Below are 24,080 nucleotides of genomic sequence, written 5' to 3'. Positions count from 1 at the left end.
CCGATCGACCGCCCCGAAAGAGCTCAGACCCGAGATCTCCGCCCATCGACTGCAAGAATCGGCCAGGTGACATCCAGCCGGCTGACCGAGTTCCACGCCTGGGCGGCCCACCCCCGGCAGGGGTGGGAGGCCTTCTGCGCGGGCCGATGGGATTCCACCGGCCCGCGCGACTTCTCAGATCCCTTCGTCGACGAGACCGACGGCTCGGTGGTTCGCGGCCAGAGTCCGCCGGTCCGCTACGAGACGACCACATGGACCTCGCCATGGCACCGACCGCCCTTCGCCTCCCAGGAGGTGATCGTCTCCTTCAACGCCACCACCCCCGGCCATTCCTGGATCGAGGTGCAGATCCAGGTCACGACGCGGCAGACGGAGACCACCGGCACCGTGGCGGCCGAGCGCACCGCCCTCGAACCGTCCTGCCCGAGCCGCTGGTTCACCATGGCCCGCTGGTGCCAGGAGCTGCCGAACCCTCGTGACCCCGACCAGGGCGGCGCGATCCACCGCGCCGGCGTCGACGGTCAGGCAGACCAGAACGCCCGCGTCGACACCGACACCCTCTTCGCCGCCGAGGGCCGGGCCGTCACGGCTTACCGGCTACGCGCGGTCCTGCTGTATCCGCGAGGTGCTCCCGAACGCCCCGCGATCACCCTCCTGGGCGCTGCAGCCACTTCGCTTCCTCGCGACGCGCCCGTCGAGGCTCCCGGCGACACCGGCCCCGCCGGCTCCACGGACCCCACCAGCCCCGCAGGGCCCGCCGCGGGCCTGGAACTGGCCGTCCGGCCGCTCTCCCAGATGGTTCACCGGGGAGTTTCCCCACAGTACGGAGGCGGTGGCGAATCGTGGTGCTCGCCGACCTCGGTGGCGATGGCGATGGGTTACCACGGCGTCATCGATCCCGTCGACGCCGTCGTCCCGCAGACGGCCCGCGGCACCTGGGACCACGCATACCGCGGGGCCGGGAACTGGGCCTTCTCGGCGGCCCACGCGGCCGCCCACGGACTGGAGGCCTTCGTCACCCGCCTGCCGGATCTGCGCGCCCTGGAGGAGTTCATCGTCGCCGGCATCCCGGTGGTGGTCTCAGCGAGCTTCCGGGCCGCCGAGCTGGACGGGGCCGGCTACTCCACCGACGGCCACCTAATGCTGGTCACCGGCTTCACCGCGAGCGGCGACGTCATCGTCAACGATCCGGCAAGCCACGAGGAGCCCTCCGACGAGCACGTGCGCACGGTCTACCGTCGGGACCAGTTCGAGAGGGTGTGGTTGAACGGCTCGCGCGGGGTGGTCTACATCATCGCCCCGCCCGGTACACCCCTCCCGCCGCACCCGGACCGCCGGTCACAGGCGTAGTCCCTAGGATGGTCGCCGTGCCTTCCCAGACCGCCCGTGCTTCCCGGTCGGCGCCTGCGCACGTTCTGGCGGCCCTGTTGACGATGCTGCTGGGGGTGGTGGGTGCCTTCTGCGGGGTCGCGCCCGCCCATGCCGCCGAGCCCTCGGTGGGGATCACCCTCACCGGCGTCAGCCCGGCGACCGTCGACGCCAAGGGCACCATCACCATCACAGGCACCGTCCGCAACACCTCCTCGGTGGCGATGAGCTGGGTGCAGGCCTCCTTCTGGCGCTCCCGCGATCCCATCTCCGACACCGACTCGCTGGGCTCCCTGGCGGTGTCCCCACCGACCGTGCCGGTCGGTGAACGGTGGTTCCACGAGCCGGGAGGCAGGAGCATCGCCAACATCACCGATCCCGACGGGACCACGGTCTTCAAACCGGGAGAGAAGGCCAACTTCACGGTGAGCGGCACCGCGTCGGCCATGGGTCTGACGAGCACCGACGCCGCATACCTCATCGGCGTCCATATCCAGGCGACCCCGGCCGGGCACTCCCGGATGACCGTCGGGCGGGCGCGCGCCTTCACCGTCGTCTCGGGTGCCTCGACGAAGGCCCGGCTGGCGCCTGTGATCACCCTGTCATCGGCCCCCTCGGTCCGGCTCGACGGCACCTTCACCGACGACCACCTGGCAGAGGAGTTCACCGGTCGTCTGGATCGTCTCATCGATGAGGCGGCCAGCCGGAGGTCGACGGTCCTGGTGGATCCGGCACTGGTCGACGAGGCCACCGCCATGGCCGCCGGTTACACCGTCAACGGCATCACAGGAACCGGCACCGGTGCGGCCAGGGCGTGGCTGGCCAAGCTCACCCCGCTGCTGACCAGCGGGCGCATCTACCGGCTGCCCTACGGCGACGCCGACGTCGTCGCCGCCGCCCGGACCGGCCACTCGACCGTCATCTCCCGCTCGGTGAAGGCCCTGGACGTCAAGAACCCGGCCCGCTCGCTGCCGCTGGCCGTCACCGATGAGGCGGGCGCCCTGGACCGGCCCAGCCTGAACCTCATCACCACGATGCTCAAACCCTCCCTGGTGCTCACCGCCGCCGCGCCCGCCGGTCCGGCGCACCGCCAGAACGGGGCCACTGTCATCGGCCTGTCCCACTCCTTGCTGGCAGGCGGGCCCGACCACCAGACCAGCGCCGGGCAGCTGCGCGGCAGGCTGCTGGCGCAGACCCTGTTGATGTCCCGCGAGAACCTGCCCGCAGTGACCCTGGTCGGCGACACCGCCCAGCTCGACGCCACCGCCCCGCTGGGCACCTCGACGTCGTGGCTGACGCTGACCGACCTCGGCTCCGCCATCGCCTCGGCCACCGCCACCACGGCCCCGCTGCCCGCGCACAGCAGCACCGCCACCGCGCTGACGGGGGACTGGTGGACCACGCAGATCACAGCGGCCTCGGACGCGGCCGACTGGGGCAATGTACTGGGCAACGGAGCCGTCGCGGAACTGCAGACCGCCCGGATCCTGTCACGCTCGCTGAGCCTCTCGCTGGCCGCCGACCGGCGGTCCGCCTGGCTGCGCGACGCCATGGCCCCGGCCACCGACCTGCTCGGCGGATCCGGGGTGCAGCTGCACTCGGCCGCGAGCTTCGTGATGTCCTCGTCCAGCAACGACTTCCCCCTGACGGTCACCAACAACCTCACCGAGACGGTCAAGGTGAAGGTGACCTTCACCTCGGCCAACCCGCAGCGCATCGGGATCCCCGACACCTCGGTGGTGACGATCCGGCCCAAGGAGTCCCAGACCATCAGATTCGCCCCGAGGGCCAGCTCGAACGGGATCGTCGAGATGACCGCCCAGCTGACCACCCCGTCGGGCCGCGAACTCGGCCCGTCGACCACCTTCGTGATCCGGGCCACCCGGATGGACGACATCGGGTGGATCATCATCATCGTCTCGGGTGCGGTGGTCCTGGGGGCGACCCTGCTGAGGGTCCGCCAGGTGCGCCGTCGCAATGGCGGTACGGGCGACGGGATCACCGGGAAGGCCGGTGCGGCCACCGGGGAGGCCGGGGTCACCGGGGAGGCCGACGACGGCGCCGACCGCGACCCGAGCTGAGCCCGTCCTCCTGCCTTTCGGTGAGCCTGATTCCGTTGTCGGCCGGGTCACGGCAGACTTGGAACAGGCATGGCCGCGAACCGTTCACGGTCGGATCTCGCGGGTGGAGCTCGGATCGGGAGGTGATGGTGGACAGCGCGTTCGACGACTGGCAGCATCCGGGCGCACCGTCCATCGAGTCCGAGTACCCCGACGACGAGGCTGAGGAGACCCGGTCGAACCTGTGGTCGGAGCGCCCGTCCCCGGCCGATGAGGACGTCCTGCCCCCGATCCCGGCCGGCACCGAGCTGGGCGGACGCTTCCGGTTGGAGCAGAAGCTCGGCCAGCCGTTGGGCACCCTCACCTGGCGGGCCTTCGACCTCGTCCTCCACCGTCCCGTGCTGGTGCACATCATGGCTGCCGACGGACGTCACACCCTCGAGGTGCTGTCGGCGGCCAGACGGGCCGCGATCGCCACCGATTCCCGGTTCCTGCGGGTTCTGGACGCCGTGGAGGCGGGGCCGGAGGACCCGGGCAGCTTCGTGGTGTGCGAGTACGCTCCCGGCCGCTCCATCGAGGAGCTGCTCGCCTCAGGGCCGCTGTCGGCTCTGGAGGCCGCCTGGATCGTCCGGGAACTGGCCGACGCCCTGGCCCCTCTGCACGCCCAGGGCATTTTCCACGAGCGGCTCAATCCCGACAACATCATCGTCACCTCGACCGGCAATGTGAAGATCGTCGGCCTGCTCATCGAGGGGGCGCTGCATCCGTGGACCTCCGACCGGGCCCTCACATGGTCGGAGCGCGAGGCCCGCGACGTCACCGATATGGGACGGCTGCTGTACGCCTGCCTGGTGTCCCGCTGGCCTGCCGGGACCCTGCACCGGCCCGCGCCGACCGCCACCCGCACCCGTTGGGGCCTGGACCCCGCGCCGCTGGACCGACACGGATGGTTGACGCCACGGCAGGTGCGCTCCGGCGTGTCCCCCGCTCTGGACACGCTGTGCGATCAGATCCTCTCGGAGGTGCCCCGACACGACGAGGTGCCGGTCCGCACGGCCAACGAGGTGGCCCAGGCCCTGAGCCGGGTACTGGGCAGCGCCGACGCGGCCGCCGATCTCGAACGGCGGCTGCGCTACCCGGTGGGCACCGGCGGCGAGGGCTCCGGCCCGGACCCGGCCGCACGGCAGTTCCGGAGCGACGACGAGACCCCGACGGTCCTGGGAGCCGACGATCCCACCCGGCAGTTGTCCGCGGACGACTACGACACCGTCCAGTTCGACACGACCGATGCGACCCTCGACGACTCCGCCCTGGACGACGGCACCGGCACCCCGGGCCGCCCCCTCGGCGTCGACGAGGAAGGCTACTGGAGCCCCGAGGCGGCAGCCGGGGAGTGGGCCCATGTGGCGGCCCCCGACCCGCAGCGGTCGCGACGTCGCCGCAACCCCTCGCGCATCGATCTCAGCTCCTGGGCGGCCCGTCGAGGAGCGACCGGGCGCGCGTCCGCGGCTCCCGGCCCGGAGCCCGCCGCCCGCGGGTCGCAGGCCGTGTCGTCTGTGCCCCACAATCTCAGTCAGCCCCGGCCGGCGCCGCGGCGCTGGCTGTTCGGGCTGGCGGCCCTGGTCGTCCTCACCCTGCTGGTGAGCCTCATCGTGGTGGGCGTGAGAAGGAATTCCGACCAGGGGTCCTCCGGTTCGCGGGAACCCGCCACCACTCGTACCGTCGCCATCTCGAGCGTCGACGATTTCGATCCGGAGGGTGACGGCGGCAATGACGAGGAGAACCCGAACCAGGTCGCGCTGGCCTGGGACGGCAAGGAGGGCACCGCGTGGAAGACGCTGGTGTACCTGGGCTCACCGCAACTCGGACAGCTCAAGCCGGGGGTGGGGCTGGTAGTCGATCTGGGCGAGCGACACAGATTCACGAGCGTGCAGGTGACTGTCGACGGCGGGGCCACGGATGTGGGTCTGTGGGTGCCGGCGTCGGCCTCGGCCAGGCAGGCGCCGATGAACGCGATCAAGAGCTGGAGCCGGATCGCAGGGCGCACGGGGGCGACGGCGACGGTGACCCTCAAGCCGTCCTCGGCGACGACGAGCCGCTATCTGCTGGTCTATCTCACGAAACTGCCGAAGGTCTCGCAGGGCCGGTACCAGGGTGGGATCGCCGAGATCCGGGTGACGTCGTGACCCTCTCCGTCCGGTGGCGCGAGGACGCGACCCTCCCTGTTCCACGCGCACCGATTCTGGTAGACACTGGGGAGACATGAATCCGCCGAATGATCCGCGTCCGGAGCTGTCCGACGCCGCCTTGCTGAAGTCCCACGTCGAGGGAGACCCGACGGCCTTCGGCGAGCTCTTCACGCGGCATCGGGACCGCCTGTGGGCGGTGGCTCTTCGCACCATGCGCAATCGGGAGGACGCCGCCGATGCCCTGCAGGACGCCATGGTGTCGGCCTTCCGCCGGGCCTCCTCCTTCCGCGGGGACTCGGCGGTGACGAGCTGGCTTCACCGCATCGTCGTCAACGCGTGCCTCGACCAGATCCGGCGCAGCAAGGTGCGCCGGGCCGAGGCCCTGCCGGAGAACATCGACCACGATCCGAAGATGGTGACCGACGAGGACCCGGCCAGGGACCTGGAGGCCGCTGATCTGGCCGGCGCCGTCGAGGAGGCGCTGGGCCGTATCAACGCCGACCAGCGGGCCGCCCTGGTGCTGGTGGACATGGAGGGGCTCAGCGTGGAGGAGGCGGCTGCGCAGCTGGGGGTGCCCAAGGGCACCGTCAAGAGCCGCTGCGCCCGGGGACGGACCCGTCTGGCCGTACTGCTGGAGCCTCTGCGGGGTGCGGCATGAGCTCCATGACGCCGTCACCCGGCAGCCGGACCCCTCTGGCCCGTCCCGCCCATGGAACCGTTCCGGCCCCGACCGCGTCCCATCAGAAGTGCCCGCCCGCACTCAACCCCGTCAGGAGGACCCCATGAGATTCGACCAGATCCCCTCCGACACCGGATGGGTGAGCGAACTGCTCGCCTCCCAACCCTCCCCCTCCGCCCCCGACGACGTCGTCGAATCGGTGCTGGGAGCCATCGCCGATGAGCAGGAGGTCCGCGAGGCGGCGACCCGGGCGAAGGGCCGAGATCCCCTGGGTGAGCTCCTCAACCGCACCAGCACCGGTACCTTCGGAGCCAACGTACCGAGCCATTACACCAGGAAGGGCCTGGGCATCAGCCGATCATCCGCCGCTCACAAATAACGGCCAGGACCCGGACGAAGGCCCCGCCTTCCGGAGCCTTTCCGTCACATTCCCCGCCACCGGTGTCCTGTGTGGATGCTATGCGCCTCTTCCTCCTGCGTTGGCCCTCCTGCACGGGGATGAACGTGGAGTTACTGGCGAAAAGTCAATACACAGCTTTGTGTGGGCACGGGGACCGCGACCCATGTCGAATCCGCACGCAGACCCCCGCCACGAGGCGGTACAGGGAAACACAGGCCAGGGCCCGCCGACCCCACCCGTTCGATGCTCCTATGGGTGTCAAGAGGTTTGTTGGGGGTTTTCAAGTTCTGTGAGCCAGTGCGTGTACTGGTGGTAGAGGTCGGGGGCGAAGGTCTTGCCACGTTCGAGCCGGGAGAGTGTCGCGTTCGACACTCGCATGTGGTCGGCGGCCTGGAGCTGGGTGATGTTCAGGGCCTTGCGCCGGGGACCCAGGTCTGTGACGTCGACCGGTGGTCGGGGGTGGACGATCAGGTGGTGCATCTCGCGGGCGACGGCTCGTTTGAGACACCGGTTGATCTCGGTCTTGGTCTTGCCCTCCCTGATGCGGCGGGTCTGGTAGCCGATGGTCCGGTGGTCGTTGGACAACCGGTTCTCCACGATCATCTGGAGGGCCCAGTTGGCCTGACGGTCCCCGGACTTGTTGAGTCGGTGACGGGTGGTCCTGCCTGAGGACGCCGGGACCGGGTTGGTGCCGCACAGGGCGGCGAACCCGGCCTCGGTGGTGATGCGTTCGGGGTTGTCCCCGGCGGTGATCAGCAGTTGCGCGGCGGTGACGGGACCCACTCCCCGGGCCTGGAGCAGCCCCGGGTTGATCTGGGTCACCAGGCGTTTCAGGTCGTCCTCGGCGGCCTGGCTCTGGTCGGCCAGGAACTGGGACCGGCGCGCCAGGCGGGTCAGGGTGGTCCGGGTGGCCCGGGCGACCTCGTCCTCGCCGGCACGCTGGCGTGCCGCCGCCAGGGCTCGCACCAGCGGCTCGCCGGACATGCCGCGGTAGCGGGCCCGCATCTCCTCGGGGGCGGTGACCAGCACGGAGCCGATCTGGGCGCCGGCGGCGGTGTGGGCCTTGACCGCCGAGCGGTAGGCCATCATGGTGACCCTCAGGGCCTCCACCGGCCCGTCGCCGGCCTTGGGGACGACCGGAGCGACCTGGGACAGGGCGGTGCGGGCGGCGGCATAGGCATCGATCTTGTCGGACTTGCCTTTCATCCGTCGCAGTCGCCTGGCGGGGCGCAGGACCTCCTGGACGGTGATCCCGTCCTTCTGGAGGTGGCGGGTCAGCCCGGCCCCGTAGGAGCCGGTGCCCTCGACCCCGACTCGTAGAAGGGGCCCGAGACTGGTGATCCAGGCCTCCAGGGCCCGGTAGCCGGACTCGGTGGTCTGGAACTCGACCGCGCCCAGTTCCTGACCCGTGACGCTGATGACTGCGGCGTAGTGGGTCTCGGAATGGGTGTCGACCCCGGCGACGACCGGTAGTGGTTGGACTGGAACGTCGGCGCTCATGGCTGGCAGCCTCCCTGTGAGATGTCACAATGGGAAGCGTCGGCCGGGCAGGCAGACAGCACACCGAGGAGACCTTGGTGTCGGTCATGCTCCTATCAAGTCATGCCCGGCCGGCCCACGCTTCATACCCGCCGCCGGGTGGACACATCGTTCGAAGGACAGGCCCCAAGGGGCCGTCAGGGGAGTCAAGAGTCACACCCGGCAACAGGCCACTTACATTCTCGGTGGGGAGGCAGCGAGCCCTGGCGAGCGTGGAGGGGTCGTGGCCCGCGGCACTGATCCGACCCGCACGGAGTTGCGAGACCGGGGTTCCGAAGGGGTCGACCCCTTAGCTCTGGTAACTCAGTCCTTCACGTCCTTGTCGACCCAGTCGAAGGTCTTGGTGACGGCCTTCTGCCAGTTGCGGTAGAGACGGTCGTTCTCCTCACGATCGCCCTTGGGCTCCCAGCGCTTGTCCTCGGCCCAGTTGTCGATGACGTCCTGCTCGCCCGACCAGAACCCGACGGCGATGCCGGCGGCGTAGGCGGCACCCAGGGCGGTGGTCTCGGCCACCACCGGACGGATGACCGGCACACCGACCTGGTCGGCCTGGAACTGCATCAGGGTGTTGTTGGCGGTCATGCCGCCGTCCACCTTGAGCTCGGTGATCGGGACGCCGGAGTCGGCGTTCATGGCGCCGACGACGTCGCGGGTCTGGAAGGCCGTGGCCTCGATGACCGCACGGGCCAGGTGGCCGCGGTTGACGTAGCGGGTCAGGCCGACGAGGGCGCCGCGGGCCTCGTTGCGCCAGTACGGCGCGAAGAGGCCGGAGAAGGCGGGGACGATGTACGCGCCGCCGTTGTCCTCGACGGTGTTGGCCAGCTCCTCGATCTCCGGGGCGGAGTCGATCATCCGCAGGTTGTCGCGCAGCCACTGGACCAGGGATCCGGCGACGGCCACAGAGCCCTCGAGGGCGTAGACGGTCTTCTGATCGCCGAGCTTGTAGCAGACGGTGGTGAGCAGGCCGTTCTTGGAGAAGACGGGCTCGGTGCCGGTGTTCATGAGCACGAAGCAGCCGGTGCCGTAGGTGTTCTTGACGTTGCCGGACTCGAAGCAGGCCTGGCCGAAGGTCGCGGCCTGCTGGTCACCGAGGATGCCGGCGATCGGGGTGTCGATCAGCAGACTGTTCTTCGCGCCGTAGCCGTAGATCTCGGAGGAGGACTTGATCTCGGGCAGCATCGACGTCGGGATGCCGAAGTCCTTGCAGATGTCCTCGCGCCAGGTGAGCTCGCGGACGTCCATCAGCAGGGTGCGGGAGGCATTCGTGACATCGGTGACGTGGACTCCGCCGTTGACGCCACCGGTGAGGTTCCACACGACCCAGGAGTCGGCGGTGCCGAAGAGCAGGTCGCCGGCCTCGGCGCGCTCGCGCGCTCCGTCGACGTTGTCGAGGATCCACTTGATCTTGGGGGCCGAGGGGTAGTTCGAGATGTTCTCGCCGGTGATCTGGCGGTAGCGCTCGGTGCCCAGAGTATCGCCGCCGGCGATCTCGTCGACGATCGCTCCGGTGCGGCCGTCCTGCCAGACGATGGCGTTGTAGACCGGCTCGCCGGTGTTCTTGTCCCACACCACGGTGGTCTCGCGCTGGTTGGTGACGCCGACCGCGGCGAGCTGGTGGCGGTTGATCCCGGCCTTCACCAAGGCCTGGCCGACGACCTCGTTGACTGCTGTCATGATCTCGACCGGGTTGTGCTCGACCCATCCGGCGCGGGGCAGGATCTGCTCGAACTCCTGCTGGCCGATGGCCACGACGTGGCCGGAGTGGTCGAAGACGATGGCCCTGGCGGAGGTGGTCCCCTCGTCAATGGCCAGGATGTACTGCTGCTCGCTCATGGGTGAAGCCTTTCTGTGTCGATTCTCGGGCGCCGCGACGCCCGGGGGTCGATCGGGCGCCGGAGTGGCTCCCGGGGGCGGTCCGGGTGCTTCATGCGCCCGGCGTGTGCGGCTTATGCGTGGTCCTGGGAGCCCTGCTCGGCTCCCGACCAGTTGTCCGGATCCGGTGGGTCGGCCCGCATCACCGCGTCCGACCCGTCGTACCCGTTCTTCAGTTGTCGACATATTCAGTTGTCGGCAGGGGTCGCCGTCACCGCAGCCCCCGCCCCATCATGCCCTACCGGTGCGAATCGCCGCCGAACTGCGACGGACGGCGTCACCGGTTGTCATCACCAGAAGATGATGTACGTGAGACCGGCGAGGACGCCGCCGATCATCGGGCCGACGATCGGCACCCAGGCGTAGCCCCAGTCGGATCCCCCCTTGCCCTTGATGGGCAGGACGGCGTGGGCGAGGCGGGGTGCGAGGTCTCGGGCGGGGTTGATGGCGTATCCGGTGGGTCCACCGAGGGAGGCGCCGATCGCGACGATCAGCAGGGCGACGCCGAGCGGACCGATCGTGGTGCCCTCCGTGTAGCCGGAGATGATGACCCAGATCACCAGCACCCAGGTGCCGATGACCTCGGTGAGGGTGTTCCAGAACGGGTTGCGGATCTCGGGGCCGGTGGCGAAGGTGCCCAGCTTGAGGGCGGGGTCGCAGTCCTCGTCGTAGTGCTGCTTGTAGGCCAGCCAGGCGATCACGGCACCGACGAAGGCGCCGGCGAACTGAGCGACGATGTAGGTGGCCATGTTCGCGGCGGTGGCCGGGATGCCGGGGGCCAGCTCCTTACCGGAGACCCACAGGCCGATGGTGACGGCGGGATTCAGATGCCCGCCGGTCTTGTAGGCTCCATACACACCGAACATGACGCCGAAACCCCAGCCCCAGTTGATCTGGAGGGATCCGGGAGCGTTGTCATGGCCCTTTGTCTTTGGAAGAAGGTTGTTGGCCACGACGCCCACACCAAGAATGATGAGGATCATCGTGCCGAGGAACTCCGACCCGAAGATTGTGGCGATGGGTACCGCTAACGGACTGATCATTGTCACTCCTGATTCTGTGGTGTCAGGCGTTGACACCACTCCTGTGAACTGCGAGGCTCCCACTTCGTGCATGCCCGCGAGGCACCCACGCCAGGACGCGGGAGGCAGTCCGCTCGGTCGAACCTCGGCCGAGCAGCCCCTAGTCAAACATCGAATGAACACGTCGAAGCTCGCTCTGCACTAACGTGCAGGCAGGAGGTAGAGAGAATGAACGAGTGGGCGGACGATGTCTGGACGGCCGCGTCCATGTACTACCTGCAGGGCGAGACGATGGACGTCATCGCCAAGCACCTGGGTACCTCGCGGTCGACCGTCTCGCGGCTGCTCAAGCAGGCCCGGGAGACCGGCCTGGTGAGGATCAGCCTCGCCCAGCCGACAGGTGCCCGCAACGGGGCCGGGACGTCGCTCTCGCGGATGTTCGGGGTGCGCACCACAGTGGTCCCGGTGCGCTCGGGCACCACGGCCGTGCACCGGCTCGACCAGGTGGCGCGGATCGCCGGGCAGCTGACCACCGATCTGGTGGAGGACCGCACCTCGATCGGGATCGCCTGGGGCACCACCCTGGACGCGGTGGCCCAGCACGTCATCCCGAAGGATGTCCGCGGGGTGAAGGTGGTCCAGATGAACGGGGCGGCGAATCCGGCGACCTCGGGGATCCCCTATGTGGGAAACCTGATGGCCCGGTTGGGGCAGGCCTTCCAGGCGGAGGTGGTCCACTTCCCGGTCCCGGCCTTCTTCGACAACCCGGAGACCAAGGCCGCGATGTGGCGCGAACGCGCCGTCCAGTCGGTCCTCAAGGAGCAGCGCACCCTGGACGTGGCGATCTTCGGCATCGGGGCCCTTCAGGGGCCGGTGCCCTCCCACGTGTACTCGTCGGGTTATCTGGATGACGCCGAGATGGCCGAGCTGGCGGCCAGCGGGGTGGCCGGCGACGTCAACACCGTCTTCCTCAAGGCCGACGGGTCATATGCCGACATCCCCTTCAACGAGAGGGCGACCGGAATGAGTCCCCACCAGCTGCGGAAGGTGCCGCGCCGGGTCTGCGTGGTGGCCGGGAAGGCCAAGGCGAGAGTGCTGCTGGCCGCGCTGCGGGCACGGGTGGCCACGGACCTGGTGGTCGATGACGAGACCGCCCGAGCTGTGCTCGACCTCATGTGAGCCCCGTCACCACCACCCCGCCCCGCAACGTCTTCCGCCCCGGCTCCGCCACCACCCTTCAACATCTTCCGCCCCGCCCCGCGACCTCCTCCGCCGCGTCACCACCACCCCGCCCCGACATTTTTTCGTCCCAGATCCCTTGAAGAGGCGCCGGTGCGCCGGTTTCAGCGGTTCTGGAACGAAAAAGTGTCACCGAAGTTATCCACAAGCGTCCGTCGACGTTTTCCACAGGGTCGAACTCAGCCGACAAATCAAGGGGCCGACAGCGATAACTGAGGTATGGAACTACTTGAGCTGCTGGAACGCGCCCCCGTCCTCCGGATCCCTCCCTCCGGGCCCCTGGCCCGCCAGGCGGCACGAGCCGCGGTGGACGGGCTCGTCCTGCGTCCATTGCCCCGCATCGTCATGTCACCGGGCGTCCAGGCGGACCCCAGCGCCTGGGTCCTGGCGAACTGGCTCTGGAGACCGTCCTCGGTCGTCACCGGCAGAGCGGCGCTGCGCCTCCAAGGGCTACCCGATCTTGCGGCTCCGGTCGTCGACGCGCTCCTCCCGTACGAGCTCCGGGACCGTGGCCGGCTCCGGTTCCACAACTGCCGGCTGCCCGGCGAGTTGAAGCTCGACACCGAGCACGGCTCGATGGCGAGCACAGCGGCATCGGCGTTGTTCCTCGGCAGCCGGGGGGACTGGGCGCCGATCTGTGATGCAATACGCGAGGACAAGGTGACCCCCGAGGCGATGACACGGGCCCGAGAGCTTCTGCGGCACCACCCCGACGCGCGGCTCATGGACAAGACGCTGCGATACATCTCCGAGAGTCCGTGGTCGGTAGCGGAACTCGAGCTCCACGAGCTGCTCCGGATCGCTGGCATCAAGGGATGGAAAGGTAATCTCCCGGTGTTCCTGCCGGTGCTCGAGGACGGCGTCCAGACAATCAGGAAGCGACATCCCGATGCCGCCTTCGAGGCCGAGAAGCTGGGAGTCGAAGTGGCCAGCGAGCAGTACCACAACAATGCCCGAGCATTCGCTGAGGACGCCCGCCGAACCCGCTGGTTCGCGGCGGCGGGGTGGACTCTCCTGCCTGTCACTCCCAAGCAGCTGCGCCGGAACCCGAACGACTTCCCGCACGACCTGTGCTGCCGCCTGTACCGTCCGCACCGCCCCAGCGCCCTGCCGTTGGTGGTGTATCAGGCGTATGCACCCTTCTGGAGGTGCACAAACTCCTTCCGGAACCTCTGATTCGGCATCGCCACCGTCGATTCAGGGGGTCCGGAACGAAAAAAATCGTCACGTCACTCCTGTGCGGCGGCCAGGGTGGCGCTCACCTTCTGCTCCGATCCGTCGCGCACCAGGGTGAGGGTCACCTTCTCCCCCACCTGGCGGGATCGCACCAGGCCCACGAGCCCCTCCCCGGAGGTGACGGTGGTCGAGTTCATCTTGATGACGACGTCGCCCTCCTTCATCCCTGCCTTGTCGGCGGGCGACCCGGACTGCAACGACCGGACGCCGGCCCCGCTCACCTGCACACCGTCGAGGGTGGCGGTCGCATCCTGGGTGGTGAGTCCCAGGAAGGCGTGCTTGGCCTTGCCGGTGGAGATGAGCTGGCCGGTGATGTTCTTGACCAGGTTGGCCGGGATCGCGAAGCCGATGCCGATGCTTCCCGACTGCGACGAGGAGGAGCCGGACGACAGGCTGGCGATGGACGAGTTGATGCCGATGAGCGCACCGCTGGCGTTCACCAGGGCACCGCCGGAGTTGCCAGGGTTGATCGGGGCGCTGGTCTGGATGGCATTGGTCACCACGACATCGGAGCCGGACTCGTCCTGCTGCTCGCTGGAGGAGGTGGAGACCGGGCGATTGAGGGCACTGATGATGCCCGTGGTGACCGATCCGGACAGCCCCAGCGGATTGCCGATCGCCATCACCGGGGCCCCCACCGACAGCTTGTCGCTGTCGGCGAAGCTGATCGGCTTGAGGTCTTTGGGAGGAGAGCTGAGCCTGATCACGGCCAGATCGCTGGAGGCGTCGGTGCCCACGACGGTGGCGGTGTAGGTCTTGTCGCCGAGGGAGACCTGGATGTCGCCCCCCGCGGCGGATGAGACCACGTGGTTGTTGGTGACGATGTTGCCCTTGGCGTCCAGCACGACCCCCGAGCCGGCGGCCTTTCCACTGCCCGAGGTGATGCTGATGGAGACCACGGAGTCGGAGACGGCCGAGGCGGTGGCCGTCCAGTCCGGGGCCGAGGAATTGCCCTGCACCACCTTGGTGACGGTCGCAGACGGCGACGCCGCAGCCGAGTCATGCCCGCTGCCGGCGTTGACCGCCCATCCCGACAGGCCGCCCGCTCCGGCGGCGAGCACCGCGACCAGCGCCACGGCACCGGCCTTGAGGCCCTTGGTCCTGCGTGGCGTGGCCTGTTGAACGGGAGCCTGTCCGGACGGCTGCCCCATTGTGCCCTGACCCATGGCGCCCTGACCCATGGCGCTCTGTCCCACCGTGCCCTGGCCCACTGGTCCCTGACCGGGCTGCGGCTGGGCCTGATAGCCCGGATAAGGGCCATAACTCTGCTGGGAGTAGGAAGCCGACCCCCAGCCCTGCGGGTTCGGCCGCCGGGGCTGCGAGGGGTACTGCGGAGGGACCGGCTGGGTCTGCTGGGATTGGGACGGCTGCTGGGGCCAGGAGTTGCCGGATGAGAACCCGGATCGGCTGTTCGAGGCCGCCCACGGGCTCCCCTGCGACGCCGACCCGTCAGCGGCCGGGTTCCCCGGCGAGGAGTGCCCCGGCTCCCCCTGCCGGCTGCCCTGCTGGCCGTACTGCGAGGCCGAGGGCTGCGGGGCCGAGGGCTGCGGGCCCGAGGATCGGGACTGCTCAGGGCCGAGGTTGTCCCACCAGCTCGACGACGACGTCGATCCGTTCGTCTCCCCGGACCCGGAATGTCCGCCGGGGAGGTTCGTGTTCTCATCCATGGGCGTGATCGTCTCTCCTCGGCATATCTGTGTCCTGTGGATCACTGGGAGCGCGACTGTGAATTCTCCGCGGCTCACCTACTGGTGCGAACGTCCTTGCCCGCCGGGGTCTTCCCATCCCGGCGTCTCCCATGGTGCCTTACGGTCCGAAAAGGCCTCAGTGCTCTGCACATCCTGCCAGTCCATCGGGCGGGTCGCCGGATCCTGGTCGGGGACACCCCACGGCTGCCCGCTCCCGCCCTGCTGATACCCGCCCGGAGGCCGGTTGTCCGAGGCGGGCGGCTGGAAGAACTGCTCCTGATCCTGCGCCGGGGGCTGCGGATAGTACTGCTGCGGCGACTCCAGGTATTGCGTCCCCTGCGGGCCCTGCTGCGGCTCCTGCCCGTACTGCTGAGGCGGATACTGCGGCTGTTCGCCGTACTGCTGAGGCGGCTGCTGCCCGTATGTGTACTGACCGTACTGGTCGGCTCCGGCCCATTGCTGCTGGCCGGCTGCGGCGGCCGCAGTCGCCCTGGCGCGACGGCGTCGGCCGATGACCACTCCGATCACCGCCCCGATGATCGCGGCGGCACTCACCCCGATGATCGCCCAGATCCACCAGGCCAGGCCGCCGAACCCCTCGGCCAGAGTGCCGGTGGCCGAGATGCCTCCGCTGGACGACAGGTCGCTCGGGTCGCTCCAGGTGACTGTGGAGTCTTTGACGACGCCGGTGCCGGTGTGGCTGAGCACCTTGCCGGGGAAGGTCACCGACAGCTTCATGGAGTCCAGTGAGTCCGTGGAGCCGGTCGGCGAGCTCACCGATGAGGTGGTGAATTTCACCGTCACCTTGTCCCCGTCGCGCACCACGATGCCCTCGTCATCCAGCTTCTGCAGGGTCGACGTCGCAGTGGCCCGGCAGCCGATCATCCCGTCGCGCTGATAGCTCTCGGTGGTCACCGCGGTGTAGTACTTCGCATCATCGAGGGAGTCGCACAGGTCGTCCTTGGTGATGAGGCCCGCCGTCTCCGAGCTCTTCATGGAGAAATCGGTGACGATCGTGACCTCGTCTGCCGATTTGATGGTGACGGCCATCTCCGCATTGCCGCAGGCCGAGAGCACCAGCAGGAGCGGCGCCAGGAGGACGGCCGCGGCGGCACGCCACCGCGGACGCCGGGTACGGGACGGTGCGCACAGGCTGTCGACGGTGGAGTCCATGACAGGAGGCTATCGAGTAGACGGGCCGTCGCGCCCGGTGATCCGCGAGAGCGCCGCAGGTCTCTCGACTCGATGGAGCCCGGCGAGGCCCCGGATCCACAGCGGGCGCATACGCTGGGAGCGGCGCCGAAGGCGCCCCGTCCCGTGCGCGGCCCCGACGGCGCCCGCGCATCGTCACCCCCGCCAGGAGTTCCGATGACGATTCCGACTCGACCCCTCGTCATGCCCGCCCCGGGACTGGGGCGGATAAGCCTGGCGCCGGGGGCGGTCTCGGCGGACCCGGGGCGCCAACCCGATGCGAAGCCGTCGCCTCACCCGGAGCCCGAGGACGGGATCTATGACGTCATCGTGATCGGTGCGGGCCCGGCGGGCTGCGCCGCCGCGACCTTCACCGCCCGGGCAGGGCTGTCCACCCTGGTGCTGGCCCGGGCGACCGACCCCGACGAGGTCCTGCTGGGAAGCCACGAGATCGATTACCTGCCGGCGATCGAGGAGCCGATCACGGCGTCACAGGCTTGGGAGCGGATGCGACGCCAGGCCGAACGCGTCGGTGCGCGGTTCCGTGACGCCGAGGCGGTCTCGACGATGCTGGAAGGGCGCGTCAAGGAGATCCGCGAAGAGAAGACGCATCGTTGCCGTGCCGTGATTCTCGCCATGGGGTGCGGCTACCGGGTGGTGGAGTCGGGTGGGCTGGTGCAGACGGTCGACCACGCCCCGCGCGCGGAACTGGTGGCGGGACAGGTCCGGCTCGATGAGTTGGGTTACGTCGTGTGCGAGCCGCCGAGCACCACGACCAGTCTGGCCGGCGTCTTCGCCTGCGGGGACCTGGCCGATCCCGACCATCAGCAGGCCGTGGTCGCGGCCGGCTCGGGCTACCGGGCGGGCCTGGACGCTCAGAGGTACCTGGCGGGCTGAGTTCCCCGGCTCCTGACGTTGCCCCGACAGACCGACTTCGGCCTGCGAACCCCTGCGGGTCCGGGGTTCAGCCCTCGCCCCAGCTCGCACGAGCGTCGAGCACCTGGCCCGCGTGGGCCTCGGCCCAGCCCCTCAGGGCCTGGATGGGCGCGATGAGAGACCGGCCCAGGTCGGTGAGCTCGTAGTCCACCCGGGCGGGCACCGAGGCCGTGACCGAACGGGTGACCAGGCCGTCGCGCTCCATCGATCGCAGGGTCTGGGTGAGCACCTTCGCGGTGACCCCGCCCACCTCGTCGCGCAGCTGCCCGAACCGCCGCGACCCGTCGGACAGCACGGTGACGATGAGCGGGGTCCACCGGTCGGTGAGATGGCGCAGCACGGTCCTGGACGGGCACGCCGGATCCATCACGTCGAAGGCCGGGGCGGGGTTCATGGGGCGACATCCAATCCGAGAAGAGCGATTCCAGAAATCTGCGCGGTTACCTTGAGGTACTTGGTTTCCAGAGTATACCATTGTTCCCAGTTGGTCATCATGCAGTCGTCACGGGGCGTCCTAGGGCGCACCGCACAGAGAGGAGAACCCATGAACATCACCGTCGTCGGAGCCACCGGCATGGTCGGTTCGAAGGTCGTCGCCGAGGCCGTGAAGCGCGGCCACCAGGTGACGGCGGTCACCCGCTCGGGCAAGGAGGTCGAGGGCGCGGTGAAGTCGGTCACCGCCGATCTCACCGACACCGACACCATCGTCGGCCTCATCAACTCCTCCGACGCCACCGTCATCGCGGTCCCGACCGACCGCACCGGGGGCTCCCCGCAGCCGGTCATCGACGCCCACAAGGCCATCATCGCGGCCGCCCCGACCAAGCGGATCTTCGTGGTCGGCGGCGCCGGATCTCTCATCGTCGGCGGCATCCAGCTCAAGGACACCCCGGACTTCCCGCCCGAGTTCAAGGCGGAGCCCACGGCCTTCGCCCAGGTGCTGGACGACTACCGCGCCTCGAAGGGCCTGGACTGGACGATGATCTCCCCGGCCCCCACCATCGCCCCCGGAGATGCGGCCGAGAGCTACCAGGTCGCCGACGACTCCCCCGCCGGGGAGTATGTGAGCAATGGCACCTTCGCCGTCGCCATCCTCGACGAGCTCGAGAAGCCGGCCCACCGCGAGGCCCGGTTCACCGTGGCCGAGCGCTGACGAGTTCGGCCATACGCCCCTGAGAACGGCCACAGGACGGCCGCCGCATGGAATATCCACACGGCGGCCGTCCTGTGGCCGTTTCCAGGAGCCACTGCCCAGCCCGGCTCAGCCCATCTCAGCGAGAACTCCCACTGGACAAGCACACCCTGGTATCAGGCGACCTGGCCCACCACCTTCGCAGCACTGGTGCGTCTGGCCCTGTTGACCGCCAGCAGGCTCGCCACCCCGCCGATCACCAGCCACAGGAGGATGGTGACGAAAGATCCGAAGGTGGGCGAGCTGCCGGACAGGATCGCGGTGACCCCCTCCATGGCGGGTTTCAACGGCGAGATGCTGTGCACCGTACTGATCGGCTTCGGTACGGCGCTCACCAGTCCGACGGCCGCTGCCACGATGAAGAAGAGCAGCGAGATGAACCGTCCCCCGGCGTGCAGCCAGGCCGCCAGGGCGTGGTTGACCAGCATGCACATGGCTCCGACCAGCAGCAGCATGCCGAACAGGCCGATGCCGCGGCCCACCGACAGGTCGGTGGCGAGAGCGGCGATCACGGTGAGTCCCAGGGCGCTGATACCGGTGACCAGGGCGCCGGTCGACATCGAGGTCCACAGCAGGGAGAGTGAGGACTTCGAGGAGGTCAGCACCCGCGACGGCACGGTGCGGGCCACCAGCCACATGGCCAGGGCGCCGAGCCACAGGCCGAGGATGACGATGAGCCCGACCACCCAGGCGGAGGTGCCCATCGGGTTGGTGTCCGCATTCACCGGGGTGGAGACGACGTCGGAGAGCTTCTCCCGGTCGGCCGCCGAGTAGGTCGGCACCTGCTTGGAGCCCTTCTGGAGCTCGGTGGAGAAGGTGTTGACGCCCTTCGCGTACTTCGAGGCGCCCTGGGACAGCTTCACCTGCCCGTCGTAGAACTTGTCGACGCCGGTGGCGCTCTGGTGGACGCCGTCGGCGAAGGTCCCGACCCCGGAGACGTACTGGGAGATCCCGGAGGTCAGGGTGGGCATCTGAGTGTTGAGGGTGTGGACGCCGGCGGTGTACTGCGACACCCCGTTGGTGTACTGGGAGACGCCGCTGCTCAGCTGCGGCACCTGTCTGGCCACCTGGGACACGCCGTTGGTGTACTGGGAGACTCCGTTGGTGTACTTGGACACCCCGCTCGACAGCTGCGATGACGCCCCGGCCACCTGATGAACCCCGCTCTGGAGCTGCTTCATCTGTTCGGGAAGCTGCTTCAGCTGCTTGGTGAGCGCATCGACGGCCTGGCCCACGGCTTTCGCATACGCCTGGGCACCCGTATTCGTCTGCTTCGCCGCATCCATCAACGACACACCCGAATCCGGGTCCTTCTGTTCGAGTCCCTGGGCCGCTGCGGCGGCACCAGCCTTCACGCCGACGCCGACGGCCCTCTGCTGCTCCGGCGTGGCGCATTCCGCGGGCGCCTGCTTGCAGGTCTGCTGGACGATCTGCTGCACCTGAGTATCCGGAAGAGCTGCCATGTTCTTCTGGTACGTCTGCAGACCGGCATACACGCCCTGGGTTCCCTGGGCCACGCCGTCTGCGCCCGTCTTCAGCTTCTGAAGTCCGCTGAGGTCCATGTCCGATCCGGAACCGGAGGATGAGCTCTGAAGCTGCTTGTCCAGCTTGTTCAGCCCGGTCGACAGCTGCGACACGCCGCTGTTCAACTGCTTACCGCTGGAGGCCAGCTTGTCGCCGCTGGTGCCGAGTTGCGTCATCCCGGTCGACAGCTGGGAGACCCCGCTGCTCAGCTGCTTGCCGCTCTTGCTCAGCTTCTGGCCATTGACGTCCAGCGCGTTGATCCCGGTGGCGAGCTGCTTCACCCCGACGACCATCTGGTTCCCGCTGGTGGCCAGCTGAGAACCTCCCTTGTCGAGCTGGCCCATGCCGGTGTTCAGCTGCTTGGCGCCGTTGGTGGACTGCTTGATCCCGCTGTTGAGGCTCGCCGCACCGTTGTCGAGCTGTTTGGCCCCCTTCGCCAGCGACACCATCGAGTTCGCCGACTTGTTGAAGCCGATGTAGATGTTGTCGAGATACTGGCTGTTGAGGGTCTTGTTGGTCTCCCGCTCCGCGGCCTGAGCGGTCATCGTGGCGATCGTGGTGTCGGTCACCGGGGCGGAATCCGACGTCCTCACATTGATCACCGCCGAATTCGCCTTGTCGGCCTTGTTCGCCGAGTACGACGTCGCGTCCTTGGAGAAGTCCTTCGGGATGGTGACCACGGCCGCGTACTCGCCGCTCTTCAATCCGTCGGAGGCCTTGTCGGAATCCGACAGCTCCCAGGAGATGGTGCGCCCGTCGGTGGTCTGCGTGTCGGACTTGATGAGCCCGCCCGACAGCTGGCGGCCCAGCGGCACCTGCTGCCCGTTGAGCTTGACCCCGGCGTCCTCGTTGACGATGGCGGCCTTCACCTGCCCGAGCCGGTCGGTCATCTTCCAGGTGGTTCCGATCAGCCCGGCGGCCACCAGCAGCGGCACCAGGATGAGAGCGATCACCGAGGGGATGCTCAGGGTGATGGTCGAGTGCGACCGCTCGGCGCGCGGCATTGTGAAGCGGGACATCAGCGCGTTCCTTCGGTGGAGGGGTCAACAGTTCTGGGGTGGGGGCCGACCGCCTCGTCCGAGGCCGTCGCAGCCGCGGAGTGCAGAGCAGCGGGTTGCGAAGGAGCAGGGGTCGACGCCGCGGGCTCGGTCTGCGGGGCGGCCTCCCCCATCGCGGGGACTCCCTGGTACGGCGCCTCGGAGGCGACGAGTTCGCCGAATCCGTCTGGGCGGGCCCAGTCCAGGCGCCGGGCCCGCTGGGCGCCCAGCAGCACACCGGTGGTGGCGCGATTGCGGGCGTTCTCGCACAGGCGGGTCAGGGCCGCCCGGTCGTCGGGTTCGACGATCCGGTCGGCGTGGTCGACGACCACCATCCGGCTCTCCGGACGCAGCGCCTGACGAAGCCGGTCGGCCAGCCCGTCGGCCTCGGCGGCGTCGACGAAGGAGACCAGCCGGCGCACCTTGGCGGCCCGGTCGGGCAGCAGCTCACCGGCGGACCGGCAGGTGCCGGAGTCCAGGGTGAGACGCCCCGACAGGGCCAGCAGCAGCCCGGTGACGGGCCCGGCGGGCCCGACCACGGCCTGTACCTCACCCGGCTCCACGTGGGCGTCGACGTCGCTGAACAGTCCGTGGACGGACAGCTTCTCGCCATGCACCGCCTCGGTGTGAGACGCCGTGGGCCACTCGGAGAGCTTCGCCTCGCGGGCGACGGCCTCGCCCTCGATGTCGAGGACCGGCATGTGCGCATCCAGCCATTTCGGCACCCACCAGGCCTTGTCCCCGAGCAGGGTGAGCACGGCGGGCACGAAGGTCATCCGCACCAGGAAGGCGTCCACGAGGATGCCGACGGCCAGCGCCAGGGCGATCTCGCGCAGCGCATTCATCCCCTCGGGGATGAAAAAGGCGAAGACCGAGAACATGATGACGGCGGCCGCCGTCACCACCTTGCCGGAATGGATGAAACCGTCGACGACGGCCCCCTTCGCGTCCATCCCGTGGGTGTAGGACTCGCGCATCCGCGAGACGAGGAAGACCTCGTAGTCCATCGCCAGGCCGAAGAGGATGCCCATCACGCAGATCGGCATGAAGGAGATGATCGGCACGGCGGAGTCCATGTTGATGATGCTCAGCCCGATGCCTCGGTTGAACACCAGCTGGGAGACGCCCAGCGCCGAACCGGCGCTCAGCAGGTAGCCGACGACGGCCTTGACGGGCACCGCGATGGAGCGGAACACCACGGTCAGCAGCACCAGGCACAGGCCGACGACGAAGATCCCGAAGGGCACCAGGGCGCTGCCGAGCTGGTCGGAGACGTCGATCTGGATGGCGGTCTGTCCCGTCACGCCGGTGTCGACGTCGTACTCGTCGGACCACTTCGACTGCTGGTCGCGCAGCCGGTTCACCAGCTCCGAGGTGGCCTCGTCGGAGGGTCCGGTGGTCGGGATCACCTGGATCATCGCGGTGTCGGCGTTCTGGTTGGGCAGGGCGGTGGGCACCTGCTTGACGCCGGGAAGGGCCTCGATGTCCTTCTTCAGCCCCTTGATGACGCCCATCGGATCGTCGGAGTTGACGATGTCGGCCGTGACGATGATCGGCCCGTTGAAGCCCTCGCCGAATTTCTTGGTGAGGGTGTCGTAGGTATCGCGCGAGGGGGTGCCCGCCGCGTCCTCGGCGGCGCTGGGCAGGGAGAGGTGGAGGTCCTTCATCGGAATGGCCAGCGACCCGACCCCCACCACCACGATGAGGACGGTGAGCAGCGGCACCTTGGTGACCACTCGCACCCACCAGCCGAAGACGCCGCCGCGGCTCTCGCGGGCGGGCTTCTTCCGCCTCTTCCCGGCACGGCGTCGCCGCGGGGCCATCCGGGCCCCCATCAGACCCATGAAGGCCGGCAGCATGGTGAGCGCGATGATCACGGCCAGGGCCACGCCGATGGCGGCGAAGATGCCCATCACGGTGAGGAAGGGGATGCCCGCGATCGACAGCCCCACCAGGGCGATGATGACGGTCGCGCCGGCGAAGATCACCGCGGACCCGGAAGTGGCCACGGATCTGGTGGCCGAGGTCTGCGGGTCGACGCCCTCGGCCAGCTGGTCGCGGTGCCGCGACAGGATGAACAGGGCGTAGTCGATGCCGACGGCCAGGCCCAGCATGACGGCCAGCATCGGGGTGGTGGAGTTGACGTCGGTGAAGTTGGCGAGCAGCAGGATGAGGCATGCCGAGATGCCGACGCCGATGAGGGCGGTGAGGATCGGCATTCCGGCGGCGATGAGGGAGCCGAGGGTGATGAACAGCACCACCAGGGCGACGATGACGCCGAAGGCCTCGGTGATGCCGAGGGTGGGCAGCGTCGCGCCGAAGGCCTGGCCTCCGACGTCCACCGTGGTGCCGGCCGGCATGGACTCCTGGATCTTCTTGCCGGCGTCCTGGAGGGCCTGCTTGTCGGAGCTGGGGAAGGACAGCGAGGTCATGTCGCCGACGTCGACCTGGATGACGGCGGCGGACTTGTCGGAGCTGACCATGCCGTCGACGTAGTCCCCCCACGGCGACGTGGCGGACTTCACGAAGTCGAGCTTCTCGAGGTTCTTGACGCCCTGCTCGATCTTCGGCCTGTTGACCGCCGATTCGACCGATGCCCCGTCGGGGACGGTGACGACGACGTTCGCCATGAGGTCGGCGGCCTCCGGGAAGGTGGCCTTCATGTGATCCATGGCGGTCTGGGAGGGCGCACCGGGGATGGTGAATGAGTCGTCGAAGGACCCCTTGAACCCCAGCGTCAACGCCCCCAGCGCCACCAGGACGGCCAGCCAGAGGCCGATCACCGTCTTGCCGCGGCGGAAGCACCATGCGCTCAGATCATGAAGGAAGGAGGACATGCATCACCTCAGAGTCATCGTCATCGGTCGCCGCGAACCACACTACGTACCGGTGTCGCCACCAACGAACC

General features: G+C 68.8%; 16 protein-coding genes and 2 pseudogenes. 10 read left to right on the top strand and 8 right to left on the bottom strand.

What is annotated here, in order from left to right; translation table 11 throughout:
* The first annotated feature begins 66 nt into the window (after positions 1 to 66).
* From JS278_RS00775 to JS278_RS00755, 5 genes are all read left to right on the top strand, one after another.
* The gene (locus JS278_RS00775) at positions 67 to 1,350 is read left to right on the top strand and encodes a C39 family peptidase (RefSeq protein WP_114043518.1); all 1,284 of its coding nucleotides are present in this window, start codon (positions 67 to 69) and stop codon (positions 1,348 to 1,350) included.
* Positions 1,351 to 1,367: 17 nt separating this feature from the next.
* On the top strand, positions 1,368 to 3,449 hold the full coding sequence (locus JS278_RS00770) for a DUF6049 family protein (protein WP_147243101.1): 2,082 nt from the start codon (positions 1,368 to 1,370) through the stop codon (positions 3,447 to 3,449).
* 125 nt (positions 3,450 to 3,574) lie between these two features.
* Complete coding sequence (locus JS278_RS00765; RefSeq protein WP_114043516.1) at positions 3,575 to 5,614, top strand: protein kinase family protein; 2,040 nt, start codon at positions 3,575 to 3,577, stop codon at positions 5,612 to 5,614.
* Between the two features lie 76 nt (positions 5,615 to 5,690).
* On the top strand, positions 5,691 to 6,275 hold the full coding sequence (sigM, locus tag JS278_RS00760; protein WP_114043515.1) for an RNA polymerase sigma factor SigM: 585 nt from the start codon (positions 5,691 to 5,693) through the stop codon (positions 6,273 to 6,275).
* A gap of 124 nt (positions 6,276 to 6,399) precedes the next feature.
* Positions 6,400 to 6,675: a hypothetical protein gene (locus JS278_RS00755; protein WP_114043514.1), complete on the top strand. Its 276-nt coding sequence runs from the start codon at positions 6,400 to 6,402 to the stop codon at positions 6,673 to 6,675.
* 279 nt (positions 6,676 to 6,954) lie between these two features.
* Here JS278_RS00755 and JS278_RS00750 read toward each other — a convergent pair whose 3' ends face one another.
* The 3 genes from JS278_RS00750 to JS278_RS00740 form a co-directional block, all read right to left on the bottom strand.
* Positions 6,955 to 8,196 (bottom strand): IS110 family RNA-guided transposase, encoded by a 1,242-nt coding sequence (locus JS278_RS00750; protein ID WP_114045165.1) that lies wholly within the window; start codon positions 8,194 to 8,196, stop codon positions 6,955 to 6,957.
* A 342-nt stretch (positions 8,197 to 8,538) separates the two neighbouring features.
* Positions 8,539 to 10,068 (bottom strand): glycerol kinase GlpK, encoded by a 1,530-nt coding sequence (glpK, locus tag JS278_RS00745; protein ID WP_114043513.1) that lies wholly within the window; start codon positions 10,066 to 10,068, stop codon positions 8,539 to 8,541.
* A 329-nt stretch (positions 10,069 to 10,397) separates the two neighbouring features.
* Positions 10,398 to 11,150, bottom strand: coding sequence for an MIP/aquaporin family protein (locus JS278_RS00740; protein WP_114043512.1), 753 nt, complete (start codon positions 11,148 to 11,150; stop codon positions 10,398 to 10,400).
* 207 nt (positions 11,151 to 11,357) lie between these two features.
* Here JS278_RS00740 and JS278_RS00735 point away from each other — a divergent pair, with 207 nt between their 5' ends.
* Both JS278_RS00735 and JS278_RS00730 read left to right on the top strand, forming a co-directional pair.
* Positions 11,358 to 12,308, top strand: coding sequence for a sugar-binding transcriptional regulator (locus JS278_RS00735; RefSeq protein WP_114043511.1), 951 nt, complete (start codon positions 11,358 to 11,360; stop codon positions 12,306 to 12,308).
* A 279-nt stretch (positions 12,309 to 12,587) separates the two neighbouring features.
* A complete protein-coding gene (locus tag JS278_RS00730; RefSeq protein WP_114043510.1) occupies positions 12,588 to 13,544 on the top strand; it encodes a hypothetical protein in 957 nt (318 codons plus the stop codon).
* A 53-nt stretch (positions 13,545 to 13,597) separates the two neighbouring features.
* On the opposite strand, the gene JS278_RS00725 is transcribed toward JS278_RS00730, so the two are convergent.
* Together JS278_RS00725 and JS278_RS00720 are read right to left on the bottom strand one after the other, a co-directional pair.
* Positions 13,598 to 15,271: a S1C family serine protease gene (locus tag JS278_RS00725; RefSeq protein WP_245935154.1), complete on the bottom strand. Its 1,674-nt coding sequence runs from the start codon at positions 15,269 to 15,271 to the stop codon at positions 13,598 to 13,600.
* A gap of 78 nt (positions 15,272 to 15,349) precedes the next feature.
* Complete coding sequence (locus JS278_RS00720; RefSeq protein ID WP_114043509.1) at positions 15,350 to 16,465, bottom strand: LppM family (lipo)protein; 1,116 nt, start codon at positions 16,463 to 16,465, stop codon at positions 15,350 to 15,352.
* A 72-nt stretch (positions 16,466 to 16,537) separates the two neighbouring features.
* Between JS278_RS00720 and JS278_RS16715 the strand changes: the two are divergent.
* Both JS278_RS16715 and JS278_RS16710 read left to right on the top strand, forming a co-directional pair.
* Positions 16,538 to 17,098, top strand: a pseudogene (locus JS278_RS16715) (FAD-dependent oxidoreductase); the annotation flags it as partial.
* 75 nt (positions 17,099 to 17,173) lie between these two features.
* A pseudogene (locus JS278_RS16710) lies at positions 17,174 to 17,380 on the top strand (thioredoxin-disulfide reductase); the annotation flags it as partial.
* A gap of 67 nt (positions 17,381 to 17,447) precedes the next feature.
* Here the strand turns inward: JS278_RS16710 and JS278_RS00710 are convergent.
* Complete coding sequence (locus JS278_RS00710; RefSeq protein WP_114043507.1) at positions 17,448 to 17,813, bottom strand: winged helix-turn-helix transcriptional regulator; 366 nt, start codon at positions 17,811 to 17,813, stop codon at positions 17,448 to 17,450.
* A 150-nt stretch (positions 17,814 to 17,963) separates the two neighbouring features.
* Between JS278_RS00710 and JS278_RS00705 the strand changes: the two genes are divergently transcribed.
* On the top strand, positions 17,964 to 18,572 hold the full coding sequence (locus JS278_RS00705; RefSeq protein WP_114043506.1) for an NAD(P)-dependent oxidoreductase: 609 nt from the start codon (positions 17,964 to 17,966) through the stop codon (positions 18,570 to 18,572).
* A 155-nt stretch (positions 18,573 to 18,727) separates the two neighbouring features.
* Here JS278_RS00705 and JS278_RS00700 read toward each other — a convergent pair whose 3' ends face one another.
* Both JS278_RS00700 and JS278_RS00695 read right to left on the bottom strand, forming a co-directional pair.
* Positions 18,728 to 21,154: a YhgE/Pip domain-containing protein gene (locus JS278_RS00700; RefSeq protein ID WP_114043505.1), complete on the bottom strand. Its 2,427-nt coding sequence runs from the start codon at positions 21,152 to 21,154 to the stop codon at positions 18,728 to 18,730.
* Positions 21,154 to 24,009 (bottom strand): MMPL family transporter, encoded by a 2,856-nt coding sequence (locus tag JS278_RS00695; protein WP_114043504.1) that lies wholly within the window; start codon positions 24,007 to 24,009, stop codon positions 21,154 to 21,156. The genes JS278_RS00700 and JS278_RS00695 overlap by 1 nt, the downstream gene beginning before the upstream one ends.
* Positions 24,010 to 24,080: the final 71 nt, after the last annotated feature.

Source organism: Acidipropionibacterium virtanenii, assembly GCF_003325455.1.
GTDB lineage: Bacteria > Actinomycetota > Actinomycetes > Propionibacteriales > Propionibacteriaceae > Acidipropionibacterium > Acidipropionibacterium virtanenii.
This window is presented reverse-complemented; position numbering and strand designations above follow the sequence as displayed.

Excerpts from the sequence above, each read along its gene's own strand:
- sigM (WP_114043515.1), top strand. The coding sequence starts at position 5,691 with ATGAATCCGCCGAATGATCCGCGTCCGGAGCTGTCCGACGCCGCCTTG.
- JS278_RS00705 (WP_114043506.1), top strand. The coding sequence starts at position 17,964 with ATGAACATCACCGTCGTCGGAGCCACCGGCATGGTCGGTTCGAAGGTC.
- JS278_RS00765 (WP_114043516.1), top strand. The coding sequence starts at position 3,575 with ATGGTGGACAGCGCGTTCGACGACTGGCAGCATCCGGGCGCACCGTCC.
- JS278_RS00740 (WP_114043512.1), bottom strand. The coding sequence starts at position 11,150 with ATGATCAGTCCGTTAGCGGTACCCATCGCCACAATCTTCGGGTCGGAG.
- JS278_RS00750 (WP_114045165.1), bottom strand. The coding sequence starts at position 8,196 with ATGAGCGCCGACGTTCCAGTCCAACCACTACCGGTCGTCGCCGGGGTC.
- JS278_RS00725 (WP_245935154.1), bottom strand. The coding sequence starts at position 15,271 with ATGGATGAGAACACGAACCTCCCCGGCGGACATTCCGGGTCCGGGGAG.
- JS278_RS00695 (WP_114043504.1), bottom strand. The coding sequence starts at position 24,009 with ATGTCCTCCTTCCTTCATGATCTGAGCGCATGGTGCTTCCGCCGCGGC.
- glpK (WP_114043513.1), bottom strand. The coding sequence starts at position 10,068 with ATGAGCGAGCAGCAGTACATCCTGGCCATTGACGAGGGGACCACCTCC.
- JS278_RS00710 (WP_114043507.1), bottom strand. The coding sequence starts at position 17,813 with ATGAACCCCGCCCCGGCCTTCGACGTGATGGATCCGGCGTGCCCGTCC.
- JS278_RS00755 (WP_114043514.1), top strand. The coding sequence starts at position 6,400 with ATGAGATTCGACCAGATCCCCTCCGACACCGGATGGGTGAGCGAACTG.
- JS278_RS00720 (WP_114043509.1), bottom strand. The coding sequence starts at position 16,465 with ATGGACTCCACCGTCGACAGCCTGTGCGCACCGTCCCGTACCCGGCGT.
- JS278_RS00700 (WP_114043505.1), bottom strand. The coding sequence starts at position 21,154 with ATGTCCCGCTTCACAATGCCGCGCGCCGAGCGGTCGCACTCGACCATC.
- JS278_RS00735 (WP_114043511.1), top strand. The coding sequence starts at position 11,358 with ATGAACGAGTGGGCGGACGATGTCTGGACGGCCGCGTCCATGTACTAC.
- JS278_RS00730 (WP_114043510.1), top strand. The coding sequence starts at position 12,588 with ATGGAACTACTTGAGCTGCTGGAACGCGCCCCCGTCCTCCGGATCCCT.